This window comes from Streptomyces sp. NPDC017520 (assembly GCF_044329855.1).
Classification (GTDB): domain Bacteria; phylum Actinomycetota; class Actinomycetes; order Streptomycetales; family Streptomycetaceae; genus Streptomyces.
Genome location: NZ_JBIRKB010000007.1, coordinates 85,531 through 101,335, shown reverse-complemented (window position 1 = coordinate 101,335; position 15,805 = coordinate 85,531). Strand labels below are relative to the sequence as shown.

The window sequence follows — 15,805 nt, the reverse complement described above, 5'->3', positions numbered from 1 at the left end:
CGTGCCAGTGGTTCCGGGGGGCGGCTCGGTAAGCCAGGCGGCCCTTCCTTGGGGCGGCGGGGGGTGGGGGAGTGGGGCCTGGGGGCGGGGCGACGCGCTTCGCCCGGCCCACAGGTCAGGGGTCGGCCTGGATCAGGCCGGGTCCTCCGTGAAGGAACCGCAGGCGGAGGCACCGGTCGCGCAGGTGGTGCCGCAGCCGTCGCCCGTGGAGCACATGAGGTGGCCGTACGAGTGCTCGGCGATGACGACCTTCACGTCCAGGGGCGCGAAGTCGTCGTCCAGGTCCGCCGACGGTGCGGGCGCGACCGGGGGCGGGGCGAGAGTGGCGCTCGTCATGATGTGCCCTTCTTCTGGTTGGGGTGGTGCGGGATTACCTGGCTCCCGGTGTTACGCCGAGGGCCAGGAGAGCGAGACCCGGCTGTGCACCTTGTTGATGACCCGGTCGGCCGGGATCTGGTCATCGGGGGTGCTGGCCGGATAGACCCGGATGACCGGGCTGGGGCCGCCGCGCCGGTTGGCCTCCCAGTCGCGGAGCACGTCGGCGATCTTGTCGGCGAACTGCTCCGCGTGCGGGCCAAGGGCGTGCACGCCGTACTCCAGGTGCTTGTTGTCCTCGGTGCGGCGGGTGACGAGGTAGGCGAAGGTGCCGTCCTCGACGGCCGCGAGGGCGAACCGCTTGTTCACGGGGGCGACCAGCCCCGAGTCCGAGTTCTCATCGACGGCCATCGTGCAGAAGCCCGGCAGAGAGATCGCCATCGCCATCTGAAGGGTGTCGATGAGTTCCTGGACGCGAACAGTGACGCCGGTCCACAGTTCGTGGCGGGGAAACGTGACGGCGTTGTCGAGCCGGTGCGGGTCGGCCGGCAGGCCGTCATCGAACTTGAGCCCGATCTCCGGGGTGCCGTTGACCAGGAGGAGTTCTTCCCGGTGGGCGGTCGAGCCCTGCATCGGGACGAAGCCGCAGATCCGCGCCGACTCGCTCTCCAGGTAGGGACCGTGCTCGCCCGTGACCTGGATGAAGGCGACCGACCGGGTCAGGCCGCGCATCCGCAGCGGGACGACGAGCCGGCCGCCCTGCTTGAGCTGCGCGGTCCACGCCGGGGAGATGTCCCAGGCCCCGGCGGTCACCATCACGACGTCGACCTCACCGAGGTCCGGGATGGGCTCGGCGGCGTCGGCGGTGACGACGTGGACTCGGCCGTAGCCGTGCTCGTTCAGGAGCTGGCGCGCGAGATCGGTGACGACGGGGTCGATGTCCACGGTGACGACTTCACCGTCCTCGCCGACGAGTTCGGCGAGGTAGGCCGCGTTCAGCCCGCCCGAGCCGATCTCCAGGACCCGCATCCCGGGCTTCACCTGGGCCTGCTCCAGCATCATGGCCTGGATCTGCGGCGCGGAGACGGAGCTGAGCTGCACGCCGTGCTCGTCCGTCTTGGTGATCACGGCGGCGTACGTGTCGTACGCCTTGTCCAGCGGCGTGTCGGCGGGGGTGAACTCGTGCCGGGGCACCTTGCGCATCACCGCTTCGATCTCCGGGGAGGAGATGTTGCCGTCCGCGCAGAGCTCGTCCACCACCTTGTTCCGCAGGCGGGTCGCCTCGTCGGGCTCGACGGTCGTGTTCGTCATGAACTTCCTTCGGTCGTTCGTGTTCGGGGGGCGGGTGGGCCGGCACGCGTGCCGGGGGCCGGGAGGCTATCGGCGAAAGCTCTCCGTTCTCGTCGGACCGCCGAAGGTTGGCGGGTTCGTGCTGGACGGCGCGCGAAGGTCCGGCGCCGGTGGTGAGCCGCCCGGCGGTCCTGTCTGTACCACTCAGGAGAGCCGGGCGGCCGTCTAGGCGGCGGACACAAGATCGTCCAGGTTGACGACCTTGTACTCCCGCAGTTCCCGTACGAGCTGGGAGGCCAGGAACATGCCGATCTGGGGATGGCGGTAAGGGATGGGGGAGTCCATGTCCGAGAGGGCCTGTAGGCCGTTCGCGCTCCACTGGTACGCGTGGCCGATCACGCCGTACATCGGGAAACGGGTGGCAAGAAGCGCTACGTGGCCCCTTGCCCTGAGCCGTGGGCACCGGCCTGCCGCCATCCGGGCGTGCTCCAGACAGACCGGCGGCTGCGCGGTCTTCACTGGACCGTCGTAGCCCTCTTCACCAGCCGTTTCCAGAAAGAGGATGCCGTCGGTGCGCTTCAACTGGACGGTGCATACCTGGCACCGCAGCAGCGCCATCGTCACGCGTTGACGGTGCGGGTGAACCATCCGCCAGCGCGGTGTCCCGCAGGGCTGCCCGAAGGTGTCGAGCGACATGGAGTAGCGGGCCCAGAGCACGCCCTTGAGGTCCCGGTCCGGCGGCGCCTCATCCACGTAACGGAGACGTGGCCGGCCGTCCGGCCCGCGGCCCATGCGCAGATTGAGGAATGAGTCGGCCTCTTCGCCCTCCCGGGCGGTGATGTAGGGCACGACGATCTCGGGAGCGGTGGTCACGCGGTGCTCCCGGCGGCAAGCGCGACCGGCCGGTGCGGGGCGACGATCTGGCCGTCCGGCAACAGCTCGCCGGTGTCCTCGAAGAGCAGCACCCCGTTGCACAGCAGGCTCCAGCCCTGTTCAGGGCGGGCCACCGTGGGGCGGGCGGCCTCTCGGTCGGAAGCCTCGGCCGTGGGACACGGCGGGGTGTGCTGGCACATCGTACTCGTCGTCCTCTCAAGGCAGTCTGGGGAAGTCGGGCCCTCTTCGGCGACTACGAAGCCGTGGGGGAACACGGAGTGGAGGTTGCCGAAGAGGGTGTCTGTGGGCGTTCACGTACGAACGAGGTGATGGCGGACTCGCTGTAGCCGTAGAAGCGGCCGAAGACCGCGTCGTCCTCCCACCACTCGGGAGCGGCATCCCCCCACTCGACCGTGTGGCAGGTGTCGCGGTACGGCGACCAGCGAACCCGCAGGTCCGGGAAACCGGGTTGATCCATGAGGAGGCAGCGCGTCGCCGTCGCCAGAGTCAGCAGGTCGAAGGACATGTATCCCCCGCGGCGCGGCCCACCGACGGGAACGGCGAGGAGGGGCGCCCGAAAGACACGGACTGCTACGGCGTCAGCGAGAAGAGCGGGCTCGGCGAGACGGCTGCGGAAGTACTCGTAGTCGTACGCTTCCACAGCCGGGCGAAGGGAGATGGTGGGAGGGTGCGTCAGCGTCGTGGCGGCGGTCAGCATTCGACCAGCCCCTTCACGATGCCGGCTTCTTCCAGGTGCTCCGCGAGTTCCAAGGTGACCCGGCCCAGCTTCCGCAGGAACGTCAGGGCCTCGTGCTCGTCGCCGGGCAGTTTTTCGGAACGCAACGAACGTGCTTGTTCGATCAGGTCGGCGATGTCCGGATGCTTCTTGTTGGCGTCGTCACGCAGACCTCGGTTCACGAGCTGCATGAGCGCGCCGCGGAAGCGCTGGGCGATTTCTTCGGCTTCGTCGTACCCGGGGCCAGCGGCCCCCGGCCGGCTACTGCCGCTTGCACCGGCCGCGTGGTGGCTGACTTCCTCGTTCAGAACGGTGTCCAGGCCGTCATAGACCGCGTCCCAGTCCACAGGCTCCCAATTGCGCACAGCGCTCAACAGGTCATGGAGACCCAGCCTGCCGAGCGGCGGCGACCAGGGGTTCGTCGGGACCGTCGGGTCCTTGACGCGGACCGGCATGGTCTCCGGGCTCGTCGTCTCGTTGCGTAATGCGGTGTTCGTCATCAGCACGCCACCAAACTCAGCTCGCACCACGTGGTGGCGCCGTTGTCGCTGACACCCCAGGCGCCCTGTCTGCTTCGGGTAATCTCCCGCACGAGCACCAGGCCGCGACCGTGCTCGTCGTCGTCCTCGGGGCACTGAGCTGTGGGGCGAGGTCCGGGCACGCCGTCATGGACACGGATGCGCAGGACGTCATCGCGCACATCAAGGGTCAGCCGGATTTGCCTGCCACCGCTGTGCACGATGGCGTTAGTGATCAGCTCGGAGACAACGAGTGTCGCGTCGTCGGCGACGCAGGTCAGACCGCGGGAGGTGAGACGTTCGCGGGTCACGAGCCTCATGGCGCGGACGCGGGACTCGTCTACGGGAGGGGGGCGCTCGCCCGGGGAGTGCTTGGTGATGGAAAAGCGTTCCTCCACCAGGCCGCCGGTACGAGTTGCGGTCGGGCGCTGCGACGCCGGGCCGATCACCGCTCCGTCCCGATCTGTGAGGCCCCGTTCTCCGGGGCGGCTCGGTCGTCGAGGGAAGCGAGCGGGCCCGTCCGGCGCTGCTGGCCCGGGACGTGCCGGAGCAGTCCGGCGAAAGCGGGCAACGGTGTGTTCGCAGCGTCCGCGAGGTTGCGGCGGCGCTGGCGATCTGCGGGAGTTCGTGCAGTCATCGGTTGTCCCCTTCCGTGAACGGGAAGAGGGCACCGAGCCTGCCGTGCAGAGCAACCGCTTCATCGGCCGTCAGGACCAGCGGAATGGTCGCGGGCTCCGCGGCCCCCTCGTGCAGGTCGAGGGGGACCGCGAAGCGACCGGCCTCCGTGTGCGCGACCTCGGCCTCACGAGCAAGGCGGAGGTGGCGCTTGGCGGGCGGTAAGGGCGCCGCGCCAGCTTCCGTCTGAGCGTGACTTGTCGTCATGACCCGTAAACGTAGGGCCACTTCGAGACACCATCCCTGAGAAAAAATCAGGGCTGAGTAACGCTCAGGGTTGGCATATGCCTATGCGGCGAGCCCGATGTGCTTCGCTACTGCACGAAGGTCGTCGCGCCACATCGGCTTCTCGCGCTTCAGCAGGTCGGCCACCGCCTCCCTGACCAGGGGGGAGAAGACGATTTCCTCCGGAGACTGCTTCAGCAGCTTGCCGAGAATGTGCACCGTCGCGTAGTCGTCTCGCTGGATGCGGTTGAGGTTCATGACCTCGATCAGGTACCGGGTCCGACGTTCGAGCGGGACCTCTTCGTTGACTTGGACGTGATCAGCGGCGCGGAGTGCTTCGCTGGTGTCGCCCTCCTCCGCTTTCAGGTGTACCTCGTGCATGCGGAAGTTGGTCGGCCCGAAACACGTGTGCCAGTGGTTGAGGTCTGCGCCGACCCGGTCTACGGCCTGCTGCGCGCCGTTGTACAAGTCCCACGCCCTCGGGCCCTTTGTGGCGCGTACGGCGGCGACGGCACCTTGCAGGTGTAGTGCGCCGTACGCGGACCAGTGTTCCGCGTTGGAGTCGTCGTGCGGCCGGCACTGGGCGATGGTCTGCCGGGCAAGTTCGTAGCTGTCTTCCACGTCTCCAGCGGAAGTGAGAACGCAGGCCATGTTCCAGGCCGCAGCTGCGAGGAGGGCCGGGTCACCGGCGTTGTCCGCGAGGGAGAGGCCGCGGTCGGCCGCGATGCGGGCGAGGGTCGGTTCACCGACGCGGCGAAGCCAGATCTGGTGCAGGCCGTAGAGGCTGATGAGCTGCCGGAGGACGGTGCTCTCCTGCTCAGGTGAGGCGTCGCGCAGAGCGGCGTGTCCCTGCCGCAGCAGGGTGGGCAGCCGCTCGCCGACGTCGCGGTACCGGTCGTCAGCCTGCGTCTCGTAGACCTTCCAGGCGTCCGTAACCGAGGACTCGAAGTCGTCGGCGGTGACCGCCCCGATCCGTTGCGGAAGGAGGGAGGCGGGCAGCGACAGGGCCTGTCGGATGAGCGGAACGTGCTCGTGCTCCGTGCCCGCCGTAACGATTCCGGACACGTAGCCGCCCGTCAGGTCCTCCAGGCTGCATCGCAGCTGCTTACTCAGGGCGATCAGGATTGGAAGCCGGTCCAAGGGCATCCGGTCATTCTCAATCTTGTAGACCCAGTTCTCTGACCTGCCGATTAGGTCTCCCAGCATCCTTTGGGACAAGCCCCGGCGCTCACGCCACCACTTGATCCGCTGGCCGATACTGAACAACTCTCCGTCATACACCATGGGTTGACCGTTCGCCGTAGTGGACAGGGCACTCGTGTCAAGCGTAGGCCCAGGTGCTTCGGGGAGGGGCGATACTGGGGGTCTCTCCCTCTGGGGAGGGCACTCAACGGTCCCCCTGTCGCCCTGCGGCCGGGGGACCGCGTACACGTAGGAAAGATCGGCAAGGAGGCCGCTTTGCCAGCCCCATACCGTGGCCTGATTCTCGACTTCGGTGGTGTGCTCACCACTCGGATGCGACTGAACGGGCAGGCGTTCGAGAGGACGGAGGGATTGACTCCAGGCGCGTATTTCGCGGCGCTGAATGAGCATCCCGACGGCGTCGCGATCTACGCAGCGCTGGAGGTCGGTGAGGCAACCCAGGAGGACTGGAACCGTGTCATCGGCGGCATCCTCGGTATCGACTCCACCGACCTGATGCGGCGCGCTCTGGCCAACCTCCACCCGGAGCCTCAGATCGTCGCCGCAGCGAAGCGCGCTCGTGCGGCAGGGATCAAGGTGGCCATGCTCAGCAACTCGTTCGGGATCGAGCCCTACAACCCGTACGAGGACAAGGGCATGTGGACGGACTTCTTCGATGCCGTGATCTTGTCGGAGCTGGAGGGCGTGCGGAAGCCGTCGCCGCTCATCTATCAGCGCGCGCTTAACGCCCTGGACCTGACCGGCCCTGAGTGCGTCTTCGTTGATGACCACGCGGAGAACCTGCCGCCCGCCGAGACCCTGGGCATCCGCACCGTGCACCACACGACCGACCCCACCGGCACAGCTGCCATCCTCGATTCGCTTCTCCTCGACCCCGCTCCCGCCTGAACGAACAGAGCGAAACAGCTCGCCGGGGACGTCACGCCGGCCAACGAACGGCAGCAGCGTTCGAGGAACCGGTAGGGCTCCTCGAACGCTGAAGGACAGGTATGGGCTCTTTCTGATGGGTGTTCTAGATTGCTGGGGACTCGGGCCCGTCGGGTTCACCCGGCCCTTCTGAAGCGGATACGCCCCCGTACGTAGGCCGCCTGGTCTCCGCTCTTGCAGGCTGATCACTTTTCGCGCCCGCCTCGGGGGTGACCTCACCACGCTCCGGCGCGGTGACCTTCGTGAACACCTGCTCTGCGCGATCCAGGGTCAACCGCATCGTGCCGTAAGGCCCCACGGCGTACCCGGTTCGGTGCCCGTGCAGGTGCAGTTCCTCCACTGCCTGAAGGCCGGCGTCGACCTCCGGTACGTCGTCCGGTGGGACGAGGGCGTGCAGTTCCTCCGCCCACTCCCAACCGAGATCACGAAGCACGGTTCGGGCTTCCTCCTGCTCCCAGCCGCTTCGCGCCACCAGTCCGTGACGAGGGTCTGTCGAGAAGACCATGTTCGGGTCCGTCATCATCCGGCCATCTCCTCGACTCGTCCCGCAGATCCCGTCTCCTCGCCCTTTGTCGTGGGCCAGGCCGCGAGCTGGAAACGCGCCGGACGGTCGTCGTGCTTGCCGACGCGGCATTCGTCGCCTGCCTTGCCCAACGACTTGTTCATTCGGGTGAGGAAGCGGTCGTACTGCTCGTGCCAGATCACGGACGAGCCCGCCTCCGCGTACGCGTCTCCCCTGGCGAAGGCCAGGGCCGCGATCTCGTATGCCAGGCCCTCGTGCTTCGCCCAGCAGGGCGGGATGACGTCCTGTGGCTGCCAGGCGTACGTCCTGTTCAGCCAGCGGCACACGGAATCGAGCCACGCAGGCATCGGCTCGGTCAGTTCCGCTGACAGGGCGCCGATGTCCCACGGAACGGGACCGTCGGCGGCCACGGACTCCTCCGTGCTCCGCTCCGCGATGTACTCCAGAATCAGCGCGGGCGGCTCGGGAAAGGGCTCGAAGCGGGTCAGGGTCTCGGTCATGCGGCAGCCGTTCCTTCACGGCCGGCCCACGCCGCCGCGTGGACCTTGGCCTGGTTCTTCTTCTCGGTGGCCCGCCGGGTCCGCTCGGCTTCGTTGGCGGCTCGAAGGTCACGGACGTGACCCTCGATCTCGGACCAGGAATCCCAGGTCCACATGCCGTCGAGCCGGGTGACGATCGGCGGGAGGTTGTCCGCGAGGACCAGTGCGTGCCCCGCGGGCAAGCCCCTGATCTCGTCTCCTCGAAGGACGGGTTCGAGCGCCATGTGCGTGGCCGTCGAGTGGCCGCCGCGGTCCCCGCCGGACGTGGTCTTCGTCGTGCGCTCTCGCTCGACCTGACCGCACAGGTCGGACATGTCCTTCAGGAAGTCGGGGTCCTTGTCCCCGGGCAGGACGATGACGTTGTTGGTGAAGGCCGCTAGCTCCTTGGCGGTGTCCTCGCCGAAGCGGGCCCGCGCAGACGCCCACGCCTGGAGGCCGTAGACGACCGTGATGCCACGGCCCCGGCCATCGGCGACGCGTTGGCGCAGGGAGGGGATCGGCGCGATGTTCGGCGCCTCGTCCAGGGCCGCGAGGAGAGCGGGGTCGAGCCGCCCGGCCGGGGAGGCGAGGGCGTGCGCCTCCGCGAGATCCAGAAGGTCTTCGGCTATCGCGGTGGTCAGCGGCGCGACGCTGTTCACCTCCGAGTCCTTGCCGAGCAGGTAGAGGGTGCCCCCGGCGTCGAGGAAAGCGCCGAAATCCGTGGGGTCCTCTCGGTCTCCCTGGAGGGCGTTGATCACCGATTGGTGCATGAAGGGTTCGAGAGCCGCGTCGAGGGTCGAGGCGGTGTTGCCGACGGTGCGGCTGTCGCCGGTGGTGGCCGTGCGGAGCATGTCCGCCCAGCCGGGGCCGGCGCCCGGGTGAGCGTTGAGGATGCCGAGGGGTGCCGGGTCGGTCAGCTTGCGGGCCCACCGCAGCACCCAGTCGAGGGAGGCGCCGTCGAGGGCGGCGGCGTGGAAGAAGGCAGCGAGGATCTTGGAAGCCTGCCCCTTGTAGAAGGCGCTGCCCTCGCTGGATTGTGCCGCGCCGTTGGGGGTGCGCGAGCCCGCGACGAACGCCTTCCCGCGCATCATCGCCACCTCCGTGTCGGCTGCGCCGTTGATCGGCGTCCACCGGAAGCGCGGGAGGCTCGGAGCGATGTTCTGCGGGTCGAAGACCGCGACGGGGCGGCCGTCCCGCTGCCGCGCGTCGAGGGTCAGTTCGACAAGATCGGGCTTGGTCGAGGTGGCCAGGACCGGCCCTGCCCAGTTGCGGACGAGCGGGGCGAAGAACCTCATCGTCTTTCCGCTGCCCATCGGGCCGATAACCCGGCATGCCTTGTCGGCGCGGGACCAGAGATCGACGCCCTTCGGGCGCTGCGAGGTGCCCAGCGAGTAGCCGAAATCGTGAGGATCGAGGGGGTGGTGCATGACGTACTCCGGGAGAGGTGGGCGACGAGGAGAGAGAAGGTCAGCGAGCGGCGGAGCGGCCATTCGCGAAGCTCACCGCGGCTGCGCGGCTGGGGTGGCCGTCGTTGCTGGTGAGGGAGGGCCGGATCTCGGTGGCCTTCAGGACTGCTTTGGCCGACATCTGGCGCTTGAGCTGTGCCTTGCTCGCGAATCCGGCGTTGCGCCGTCCGCGGTTCAGCAGGAACCAGAGCGTCACCAGGGCGACCGCGCACACGGCCGTCACGGCGTACAGGGCCAGGGAGATTCCGCCGGGCATGATGTCCATTACTCGGCCCTGCGGGCGACGCGGGCCGCCAGGTAGCGCATCCGCCGGCCGCACAGCCGCGACATCGACGCGTCGGGCCCTGCACAGCGCGGGGGCGCGGTGTGGAAGGCGCTGTGCAGGTCCTCGGCGGCTCGCCAGATGTGGGCGACGGCCGTACGTACACGTCCTCCAGCGGCGGAGTAGTCGCCGTGGTCCAGCACGAGGGCCAGTTCTTTCATGCGCCGGGTGAGGTCGAGCGTTTCGGCGTGCAACTGGTCGATGTCCTGTCGCACCGTGCGCTCGTCGGCGGGAAGCGTGGTGTGGTCGGTGGTGACGGTCATGGCGAGGGCTCGTTCCGGATCTTTGTGGAAGGGGTCGGCGGTCGAGAGGAGGCGGTGCCCGCTCATTCAGCGTCCGGGGAGGTGCTGGTCAGGTCGGTCATCGAGCCGGAGGAGAAGCACAGGTGCTGCTCTGCCTCCACCAAGAGGTGCTGGACGCCGGGGTAGATCACCTCGCCGACCTTCCACAGCGCGATCCCGCGGCGCAGGCGCATGATGTGCTCGGCCGTCCAGGACGGCAGACCCAGCCGAGCCACCGTCGCTTCCGCCTCCGCCTTCTTCTGGCTGTAGATCACGATGGTGTCGGCCATCTTCAGCGCCGCTTGGGTCTCCGCGCTGTCGTCAATGTCGGACAGGTGATGGACGATGAAGATGCAGCTCAGCCCGTATCCCCGCGCGAATTTCAGGAACTTCTCAAGTAGCGATGCGAGTTGGGGAGTTCCGAGGATGTGCCAGGCTTCCTCGCAGACGAGGATGCGCTTGCGCTGCGTGTAGCGGCGGCAGCCGGAGCCGGGGTTCGGCCCCAGCTCCCAGGCCCCGGAGTTCGCGTCGACCACGACGCGGTTGTGCTGCCCAGGCTCCGTCCCGCACTCGCACAGAGGACGCAACCACACCTCTTCGAGGAAGACCGAGATCACGGCGACGAGGATGGTCATGGCGACGCCGCCGGACGGGACCTTGGTCAGGTCGAAAACGATCATGTCGGCGTCGAGATCCACGCCCAGGCTGGTCGGGCCGTCGAGCATGCCAGTCAGGTCGCCGGTCGCGTCCTGTTCGCTGCCGCACAGCCGGTCCAGGACGTAGGACGCCTCCAGGCCGTCACCGAGAAGTTCGTCCCGCGTACGCTTCTTGGCCGTCGCGTCGGACTCCTCCGGGGACCGCAGCGCGGCGGCGACGTCGGCCAGGACCGGGGTGCGGCCGAGTTCTCCCGCCCGCTGGTGGGCCCTGCGGATCGCGATCCGCAGGGCAGAGCCTGCGAACTCGTCCAGGGCCTTGCCGAGACCCAGTTCAACGATCGTGCGCACCAGCTCTACTTGCCGCTTGCCCGCGATGGCCGGGTCCATCGGGTTGATGCACGAGGCACCACGGACGCCACCGGGCGCGAACTTCACCGGGGCCTTGCCGGTCAGCGAGCGGCCGAGCGCGGCCCACTCACCCTCCTCGCGCTCCTTCTGCTCCTTGGTGTCAAGGACGACGACCTGACGCCCGAGGCGGATCTGCCGGGCCGCGTACGTCTTGGTCAGGGCCGACTTACCCCGGCCCGTGTCCCCCATGACGATCATGTTCCCGCCGGGCAGGCCGTCACCGAACGCCGAGAACGGGCAGTAGATGAACGCCTTGCCCGAGTACAGCTCCCGGCCGATGATCGCGCCCGCCGTGCCGAGGGTCGGCGGTGCGATCGGCAGGTACAGGGCCTGGCTGGTGGTCGTCTCGGTGTAGAGGGGACGGCGCACCGTCTCGTGCATCGGCGACAGCGGGGCGAGGTCGAGCAGGTCGGTCACTTGATGCCTCCGGCGAGGGGCAGGGTCGTGGCGAAGGCACGGGCGTGTTCGAGGTCGAGCCATTCGATCCGCAGGTGCGCGTTGCGGGCGCGGGAGGCGGTGGTGCGCTTGGTGCGCTCCAGCTCTTCGGCGCTGCGCGAGGAGATGGTGATGTAGCCGACGACGGCGGAGCCGGCCGCGCCGGAGGAGGCCAGGGTCATGCCGCGTGATCCGGTGGCGCTGGCGGCGATCTGGTCGCGCGGGTCGATGTTCTTGCCGCGCTTCCGGTCGCGGTCGATCTCGGCCTGGTTGTTCGTGTCCTCCGCGAGCATCCGCTCCACGGCCTTGTCGTTGGGTTCGAGCTGCTGCGTGATCGAGATGGTGCGGATGACGTCGGGCATCCCGATCAGCATCGGCGAGAGGAAGTCGGGGCCGACGGGGGTCGTGGGCCATCCGACGACGGCGGCCGTGGCGTGGTACCAGCTGTCCGTGGAGCCTGCCGCGCGGGTGGCAACGTGGGCACCGTCGCGGACGTCGACGTTGCGGGGGAAGGCGTGCGCCTGGCGGAGGTCGGTGTCCCAGATGGCGTGGTCAGGGTCGTAGGAGTTGCGGATGAACGCGGTCATCCGGCCTTCGTCCAGGGGTGCGATCACGGAGAGGTCGGCGTCCTCCGCGCGGGACCACAGCTCATCCAGGTACGCGGCCATGGCCGCGGCGATCCCTTCGTCCCCAGTGCCGCGGGCGGCGCCCTCGGCCGCCAGGTCGCGGGTGAACCGGGCGTGGATGGTGATGTAGTAGCGGTGTTCCTCGGCGCTGGTGGAGACGGCGTTGGCCAGTACGTCGTACGAGTCCTTCAGCCACTGCGGGGCGTCCGTCGTCGCGGCCGACTCGTCGCGCTGCGCGATGTAACGCTGGTGGGCGTAGGGGTCCGACTTCATCTGCCGGGCCAGGACCTGGATGCGCTTCACCGGGTGTTCTTCGACGTTCCCGAAGGCGTCGAGGAGTTCGCCCCAGCGCTCCAGGGCCACGATCTGCTCACCGACTTCCTTGCCGCCGAGGCCGGGCGAAGCGATCTCCAGAGTGGCTGTGACGCACCCGGCCTCCGGCTGGAGGACCACGACGGCCTGCTGACCGCGGACCGTGACCGGCACCCACGTCATGCCCGTGACGCCCTCCGGCTCCACAAGAGCGGCGCCCGGGGGCGTGCCATTGGTACGCACGCCGGCCTCGACAGCCGGGGACACCCACACGCCACCGGTACGGCGGAGCGCCTTGCGGTGGTAGCGGTTGATCCGCCACCAGCGGTAGAGGGTGCGCCGCTGGGACGTGCCCTTGGGCCGGTACGGGGCATAGACGATGACCAGGGCGAGCAGGATCGGCAGGACCAGGCACGTTGCGGCGATGGCCGTCACGCCGTTGAAGAGGTAGCCGAGGAGGATGCCGGTGACGGCTCCGACGCCGAGGACGACCTGTTCGCCGAGGTCGCGGCGGCCCACCAGCCCCGTAGGGCGGTGCTTTCCGAACTGATACGTACGAGTCGACATGGAAGGTCACTGATCCTTGCTGGGATTCGGTCGTCCGGGTGCCTGGCCGCCCGAGGGCCGCGACGGCGGCGGGGGCGTGACGGAGGGCCCGGAGCCCGAGGCGGTTCCTGATGCGGAGGAGGGGGAGGCGGGCGCTGTCGGGCCCGGGGTTCCCGCGCCGGTTGACGGCGGGGAGGGCGGCTGTGCTGTGCTCGGTGCCCCGTTGGCTTCCGGTGCGCGTCCGGCCGAGGCGTGGCCACCGGCCGAGGACCAGTCCGGAGAAGAGCTGACGACCGGGTCGGAGGTCGCTCCCTGGGGACGAGCGGCGGCCGGTGCACCGGAAGCACCGGCGGTGTCCTCGCCGCCCTGCTGGCTTTCGGGCTGTTCGGGCTTGCCGCCGCCTGCGGCGTCGGTGCCCTGCGCGCCCGGGGAGCTGGTGGCCTTGTTCTTCGCCATGTCGACGCCGGCCTTCGCAATGGCGGCCCCGGCCGCGACCGGTCCGGCCACAGCAGTTCCGCCGCCCATCTTCGCGCCAGCGGTCTTGGCGCCAGCGGTCTTGGAGCCGCCGACCAAAGAGTCCTGGACACGAGCACCCATCGCCCTGTTGGTGTGCTGGGCGGGGCCGTCGATCGCGGCGGCCGGGCCGGAGGACTGTGCACTCTTGCGGTCGTGGTGGAGGCTGGCCATCTCGTCGCCGAAGGCGGGCACCCACTTGTAGAGCGTGGCGGACGCGAAGACGGCGAGCAGGAGGATCAACGCGCCGACCAAGGTCTTGGAGACCGCGTCGGACATGCTCCCCGATGTGTCGCTGAGGATCGCGCCGCCCAGGCCCAGCAGGGCGAACAAGATCGGTTTACTCAGGCCGATGGCGAAGATGGCGCCGAACCACTTCTTCGACTTGCCCCACAGGTCGCGATCGACCAGCCCGGCGTTGACGATCGGCCCGAGCGCGACGGCCACGTAGATGGCCGCGCTGCGGATCAGCAGCTCGATCCACATCAGCAGGGCGCCGCACATCATGATGAGGTTGACGACCAGCAGCTGTCCCACGCCCTCCGTGGGGTTGGCTGCCATGACCTTGAGGATGTTCTCCAGGAACGGCTTGAAGTTGCTCGTCGCGTATGGCTCGAAGACGGCCGTGACTTCGTCAATGGCCTTCATCAGCAGCGCGATTGCGCCCGGCGTCATGGCGTTGACCACGAACTGGAGGAGCAGGAAGCCGATCGCCTCGGAGACGGCGGTGGTCAGGGCGACTCCGCGGACCGCCCGCTTGGCCACAGCGATCAACCAGAGGGCCACGGTGAGCAGGCTGGAGGCCGCGAAGATGATCGCGTACTGCTTCAGGAAGCCGGGGCTCGTCAGGTCGATTTTCGTGGTGTTCTGGATCAGCTCCAGCATCTTGCGCAGGAACCAGATGTTCGCCTCGGTGAGCTTCTGGAGCAGGAACCCCAGCGGGTCCTTGACGAAGTCAATGGCCGTCTTCGCCTCACACACCATCGGGATGTAGCAGAAGGGGTTCGCCACCGCCGAGGGCACAAACACGAACCCGATGTTCACGATGACCATCGCCACCGCCTGGAGGCGGCGGCGCCAGCGACCCGGCGCTCCCCGCTCGATGGTCAGCAGGCCGGGGGCGTCGTCACGCAGTCGCAGGCGCATTGCTGGCACCCCCCACGTCCGCGAAACTGTCGGCCGGGGCCGCCTCCTGCATGGCCGGCGGAGACGGCACGAGCGGTTCGGACGGCGTGACGGCCGTCGTCTTCCAGGTGCCGTTCTCCCAGACCAGATCCACGGTCATCCGCAGGAAGGCGACCTGCGGGCGCTGCGTCTCGTCCTTCCCGGCGACGCCCCCCACCGACGCCGTCCACAGCTCCATGCTCGCGGCCTGGTCGGAGTAGGAGATCGAGCGGGTGGCGAGCGCCGCAGTCCGCGTGATCAGCTCGCTGCCGTCGGCGGTCGTCCCGTCCGCACCGACACCCCGGTTCTCCATGACCAGACGAGCCGTCGCGTCGGTGTCCGAGGTGACCGAGTGCAGCACGCTCGACGCGGCCGTGGTCGACAGCATCCGGTGCCGCCAGTCCTCATCGGTGAAGAACCGAGGGTCGCCGTAGAGCATGGTGGCGCTGACGGCAGCGGCACGAGCGCCGCGCTCGTTGTGTCCGTACGGTGCCGGGAATCCACTTCGGTCTTCGGCGCCGCTCAGCACGGGGTCTTCTGCAGCGGCCGGAACGTAGTCCGAGAAGTCGCCCGGTACGTTGGATGCCTGCCGCACGTCGATCGGAGCGACCAGTCCCGTCGAGGCCGAACTGTCCTTCAGCTTCCAGTCATCGGACTCCCAGGTGAGGGTGACCGTCACCGACTGGAAACCCGTCTTTGGTGTCGCGTGCCCGGCCGTGCTGCCGCGAACCGTCGTCGTCCACAGCCGCACCATCGCCCCGTGGGCGTCGAAGCCCAGGACATGCGCCGAGAGGACACCGGTACGCGCGACGGTTTTCTTGACGGAGACCTTGGAGGTGTCGCCCCGCAGGGAGCCGACCGCGTCCTCGGCAGCGTGGTCGGCCTTCTTCACCGCCGCATCAGCCGAGCCCTTGGCCGCCATAACTGCCACCGCACGGTGCCGCGCGTCCTTGTCCGTGAGGAACTGCGAGCTCCCGCTGACCGTCGTGTAGTTGGCCGCTGCCGCCTTGGCGCCGGATCGAGTGTGCGGGTAGCCGACGGGGACGCCGTGCAGCTCCCGCACGCCTTCCCCGCTCGCCTGCGGAGCGGAGTGGGCGGGTGCCGACGCGGAGGGGGCCGTGGCCGGAGGGGTGCCGGTCGTCATGCTGACGACCACCCCGGCCGCGGTGACCACGGCCGCGCCGCCGGCCGCGATGCCCCAGAGCTTGGCCGACGAGCGGCGCGCTCCGCTGGCTTTCGAGGAGGAAACGTTCCTCCGGGATCGGATAGGCAT

The 15,805-nt window shown here is 68.7% G+C and carries 20 protein-coding genes; 1 reads left to right on the top strand and 19 read right to left on the bottom strand.

The genetic code is table 11. The features are described 5' to 3' along the window. Positions 1-132: 132 nt before the first annotated feature. The 10 genes from fxlA to ACH4KB_RS18445 form a co-directional block, all read right to left on the bottom strand. The gene (fxlA, locus tag ACH4KB_RS18490; RefSeq protein ID WP_030881377.1) at positions 133-336 is read right to left on the bottom strand and encodes an FxLD family lanthipeptide; all 204 of its coding nucleotides are present in this window, start codon (positions 334-336) and stop codon (positions 133-135) included. Positions 337-387: 51 nt separating this feature from the next. Beyond that, positions 388-1,626 carry a methyltransferase, FxLD system gene (gene fxlM / locus ACH4KB_RS18485; RefSeq protein WP_398066962.1) on the bottom strand — a complete coding sequence of 413 codons (1,239 nt, stop codon included), beginning with the start codon at positions 1,624-1,626 and terminating at the stop codon, positions 388-390. 204 nt (positions 1,627-1,830) lie between these two features. After that, positions 1,831-2,478 (bottom strand): hypothetical protein, encoded by a 648-nt coding sequence (locus ACH4KB_RS18480; protein ID WP_398066961.1) that lies wholly within the window; start codon positions 2,476-2,478, stop codon positions 1,831-1,833. Continuing rightward, positions 2,475-2,678, bottom strand: coding sequence for a DUF5999 family protein (locus tag ACH4KB_RS18475; RefSeq protein WP_398066960.1), 204 nt, complete (start codon positions 2,676-2,678; stop codon positions 2,475-2,477). The genes ACH4KB_RS18480 and ACH4KB_RS18475 overlap by 4 nt, the downstream gene beginning before the upstream one ends. Positions 2,679-2,731: 53 nt before the next feature. Continuing rightward, on the bottom strand, positions 2,732-3,196 hold the full coding sequence (locus ACH4KB_RS18470; protein WP_398066959.1) for a DUF6302 family protein: 465 nt from the start codon (positions 3,194-3,196) through the stop codon (positions 2,732-2,734). Further along, the gene (locus ACH4KB_RS18465) at positions 3,190-3,714 is read right to left on the bottom strand and encodes a DUF6415 family natural product biosynthesis protein (RefSeq protein ID WP_398067215.1); all 525 of its coding nucleotides are present in this window, start codon (positions 3,712-3,714) and stop codon (positions 3,190-3,192) included. Before ACH4KB_RS18465 ends, ACH4KB_RS18470 begins: the two co-directional genes overlap by 7 nt. Next, positions 3,714-4,130 carry an ATP-binding protein gene (locus tag ACH4KB_RS18460; RefSeq protein ID WP_398067214.1) on the bottom strand — a complete coding sequence of 139 codons (417 nt, stop codon included), beginning with the start codon at positions 4,128-4,130 and terminating at the stop codon, positions 3,714-3,716. Before ACH4KB_RS18460 ends, ACH4KB_RS18465 begins: the two co-directional genes overlap by 1 nt. A 47-nt stretch (positions 4,131-4,177) precedes the next feature. After that, entirely contained in the window at positions 4,178-4,369 is a 192-nt protein-coding gene (locus tag ACH4KB_RS18455; RefSeq protein WP_398066958.1) for a hypothetical protein, read from the bottom strand. Next, positions 4,366-4,614 carry a hypothetical protein gene (locus ACH4KB_RS18450; protein WP_141760737.1) on the bottom strand — a complete coding sequence of 83 codons (249 nt, stop codon included), beginning with the start codon at positions 4,612-4,614 and terminating at the stop codon, positions 4,366-4,368. Before ACH4KB_RS18450 ends, ACH4KB_RS18455 begins: the two co-directional genes overlap by 4 nt. 81 nt (positions 4,615-4,695) lie before the next feature. Beyond that, positions 4,696-5,916 carry a helix-turn-helix domain-containing protein gene (locus tag ACH4KB_RS18445; protein ID WP_398066957.1) on the bottom strand — a complete coding sequence of 407 codons (1,221 nt, stop codon included), beginning with the start codon at positions 5,914-5,916 and terminating at the stop codon, positions 4,696-4,698. 174 nt (positions 5,917-6,090) lie between these two features. Here ACH4KB_RS18445 and ACH4KB_RS18440 point away from each other — a divergent pair, with 174 nt between their 5' ends. After that, complete coding sequence (locus ACH4KB_RS18440) at positions 6,091-6,723, top strand: HAD-IA family hydrolase (RefSeq protein ID WP_398066956.1); 633 nt, start codon at positions 6,091-6,093, stop codon at positions 6,721-6,723. Between the two features lie 124 nt (positions 6,724-6,847). Here the strand turns inward: ACH4KB_RS18440 and ACH4KB_RS18435 are convergent, their stop codons facing one another. The 9 genes from ACH4KB_RS18435 to ACH4KB_RS18395 are packed head-to-tail and all read right to left on the bottom strand — an operon-like array spanning position 6,848 to position 15,805. Beyond that, the gene (locus ACH4KB_RS18435; RefSeq protein WP_398066955.1) at positions 6,848-7,285 is read right to left on the bottom strand and encodes a hypothetical protein; all 438 of its coding nucleotides are present in this window, start codon (positions 7,283-7,285) and stop codon (positions 6,848-6,850) included. Then, a complete protein-coding gene (locus ACH4KB_RS18430; protein WP_398066954.1) occupies positions 7,282-7,785 on the bottom strand; it encodes a hypothetical protein in 504 nt (167 codons plus the stop codon). The genes ACH4KB_RS18435 and ACH4KB_RS18430 overlap by 4 nt, the downstream gene beginning before the upstream one ends. After that, the gene (locus tag ACH4KB_RS18425) at positions 7,782-9,230 is read right to left on the bottom strand and encodes a type IV secretory system conjugative DNA transfer family protein (RefSeq protein ID WP_398066953.1); all 1,449 of its coding nucleotides are present in this window, start codon (positions 9,228-9,230) and stop codon (positions 7,782-7,784) included. The genes ACH4KB_RS18430 and ACH4KB_RS18425 overlap by 4 nt, the downstream gene beginning before the upstream one ends. Positions 9,231-9,270: 40 nt before the next feature. Beyond that, on the bottom strand, positions 9,271-9,534 hold the full coding sequence (locus ACH4KB_RS18420) for a hypothetical protein (RefSeq protein ID WP_398066952.1): 264 nt from the start codon (positions 9,532-9,534) through the stop codon (positions 9,271-9,273). Next, positions 9,534-9,920 (bottom strand): DUF6238 family protein, encoded by a 387-nt coding sequence (locus ACH4KB_RS18415; protein WP_398066951.1) that lies wholly within the window; start codon positions 9,918-9,920, stop codon positions 9,534-9,536. Before ACH4KB_RS18415 ends, ACH4KB_RS18420 begins: the two co-directional genes overlap by 1 nt. After that, positions 9,917-11,353 carry an ATP/GTP-binding protein gene (locus ACH4KB_RS18410; RefSeq protein ID WP_398066950.1) on the bottom strand — a complete coding sequence of 479 codons (1,437 nt, stop codon included), beginning with the start codon at positions 11,351-11,353 and terminating at the stop codon, positions 9,917-9,919. Before ACH4KB_RS18410 ends, ACH4KB_RS18415 begins: the two co-directional genes overlap by 4 nt. After that, positions 11,350-12,876 carry an SCO6880 family protein gene (locus tag ACH4KB_RS18405; RefSeq protein ID WP_398066949.1) on the bottom strand — a complete coding sequence of 509 codons (1,527 nt, stop codon included), beginning with the start codon at positions 12,874-12,876 and terminating at the stop codon, positions 11,350-11,352. The genes ACH4KB_RS18410 and ACH4KB_RS18405 overlap by 4 nt, the downstream gene beginning before the upstream one ends. A gap of 6 nt (positions 12,877-12,882) precedes the next feature. Further along, positions 12,883-14,514, bottom strand: a complete 1,632-nt coding sequence (locus tag ACH4KB_RS18400) for a hypothetical protein (RefSeq protein WP_398066948.1) — start codon at positions 14,512-14,514, stop codon at positions 12,883-12,885. Next, complete coding sequence (locus tag ACH4KB_RS18395; protein WP_398066947.1) at positions 14,495-15,805, bottom strand: hypothetical protein; 1,311 nt, start codon at positions 15,803-15,805, stop codon at positions 14,495-14,497. Before ACH4KB_RS18395 ends, ACH4KB_RS18400 begins: the two co-directional genes overlap by 20 nt.

What these genes read in the sequence shown, in the direction of transcription:
- ACH4KB_RS18420 (WP_398066952.1), bottom strand. Translation starts at nt 9,534, where the DNA reads ATGGACATCATGCCCGGCGGAATCTCCCTGGCCCTGTACGCCGTGACG.
- ACH4KB_RS18450 (WP_141760737.1), bottom strand. Translation starts at nt 4,614, where the DNA reads ATGACGACAAGTCACGCTCAGACGGAAGCTGGCGCGGCGCCCTTACCG.
- ACH4KB_RS18455 (WP_398066958.1), bottom strand. Translation starts at nt 4,369, where the DNA reads ATGACTGCACGAACTCCCGCAGATCGCCAGCGCCGCCGCAACCTCGCG.
- ACH4KB_RS18445 (WP_398066957.1), bottom strand. Translation starts at nt 5,916, where the DNA reads ATGGTGTATGACGGAGAGTTGTTCAGTATCGGCCAGCGGATCAAGTGG.
- ACH4KB_RS18405 (WP_398066949.1), bottom strand. Translation starts at nt 12,876, where the DNA reads ATGTCGACTCGTACGTATCAGTTCGGAAAGCACCGCCCTACGGGGCTG.
- ACH4KB_RS18470 (WP_398066959.1), bottom strand. Translation starts at nt 3,196, where the DNA reads ATGCTGACCGCCGCCACGACGCTGACGCACCCTCCCACCATCTCCCTT.
- ACH4KB_RS18395 (WP_398066947.1), bottom strand. Translation starts at nt 15,805, where the DNA reads ATGCCTATCCGATCCCGGAGGAACGTTTCCTCCTCGAAAGCCAGCGGA.
- fxlM (WP_398066962.1), bottom strand. Translation starts at nt 1,626, where the DNA reads ATGACGAACACGACCGTCGAGCCCGACGAGGCGACCCGCCTGCGGAAC.
- ACH4KB_RS18425 (WP_398066953.1), bottom strand. Translation starts at nt 9,230, where the DNA reads ATGCACCACCCCCTCGATCCTCACGATTTCGGCTACTCGCTGGGCACC.
- ACH4KB_RS18400 (WP_398066948.1), bottom strand. Translation starts at nt 14,514, where the DNA reads ATGCGCCTGCGACTGCGTGACGACGCCCCCGGCCTGCTGACCATCGAG.
- ACH4KB_RS18475 (WP_398066960.1), bottom strand. Translation starts at nt 2,678, where the DNA reads ATGTGCCAGCACACCCCGCCGTGTCCCACGGCCGAGGCTTCCGACCGA.
- ACH4KB_RS18415 (WP_398066951.1), bottom strand. Translation starts at nt 9,920, where the DNA reads ATGAGCGGGCACCGCCTCCTCTCGACCGCCGACCCCTTCCACAAAGAT.
- ACH4KB_RS18430 (WP_398066954.1), bottom strand. Translation starts at nt 7,785, where the DNA reads ATGACCGAGACCCTGACCCGCTTCGAGCCCTTTCCCGAGCCGCCCGCG.
- fxlA (WP_030881377.1), bottom strand. Translation starts at nt 336, where the DNA reads ATGACGAGCGCCACTCTCGCCCCGCCCCCGGTCGCGCCCGCACCGTCG.
- ACH4KB_RS18465 (WP_398067215.1), bottom strand. Translation starts at nt 3,714, where the DNA reads ATGACGAACACCGCATTACGCAACGAGACGACGAGCCCGGAGACCATG.
- ACH4KB_RS18435 (WP_398066955.1), bottom strand. Translation starts at nt 7,285, where the DNA reads ATGATGACGGACCCGAACATGGTCTTCTCGACAGACCCTCGTCACGGA.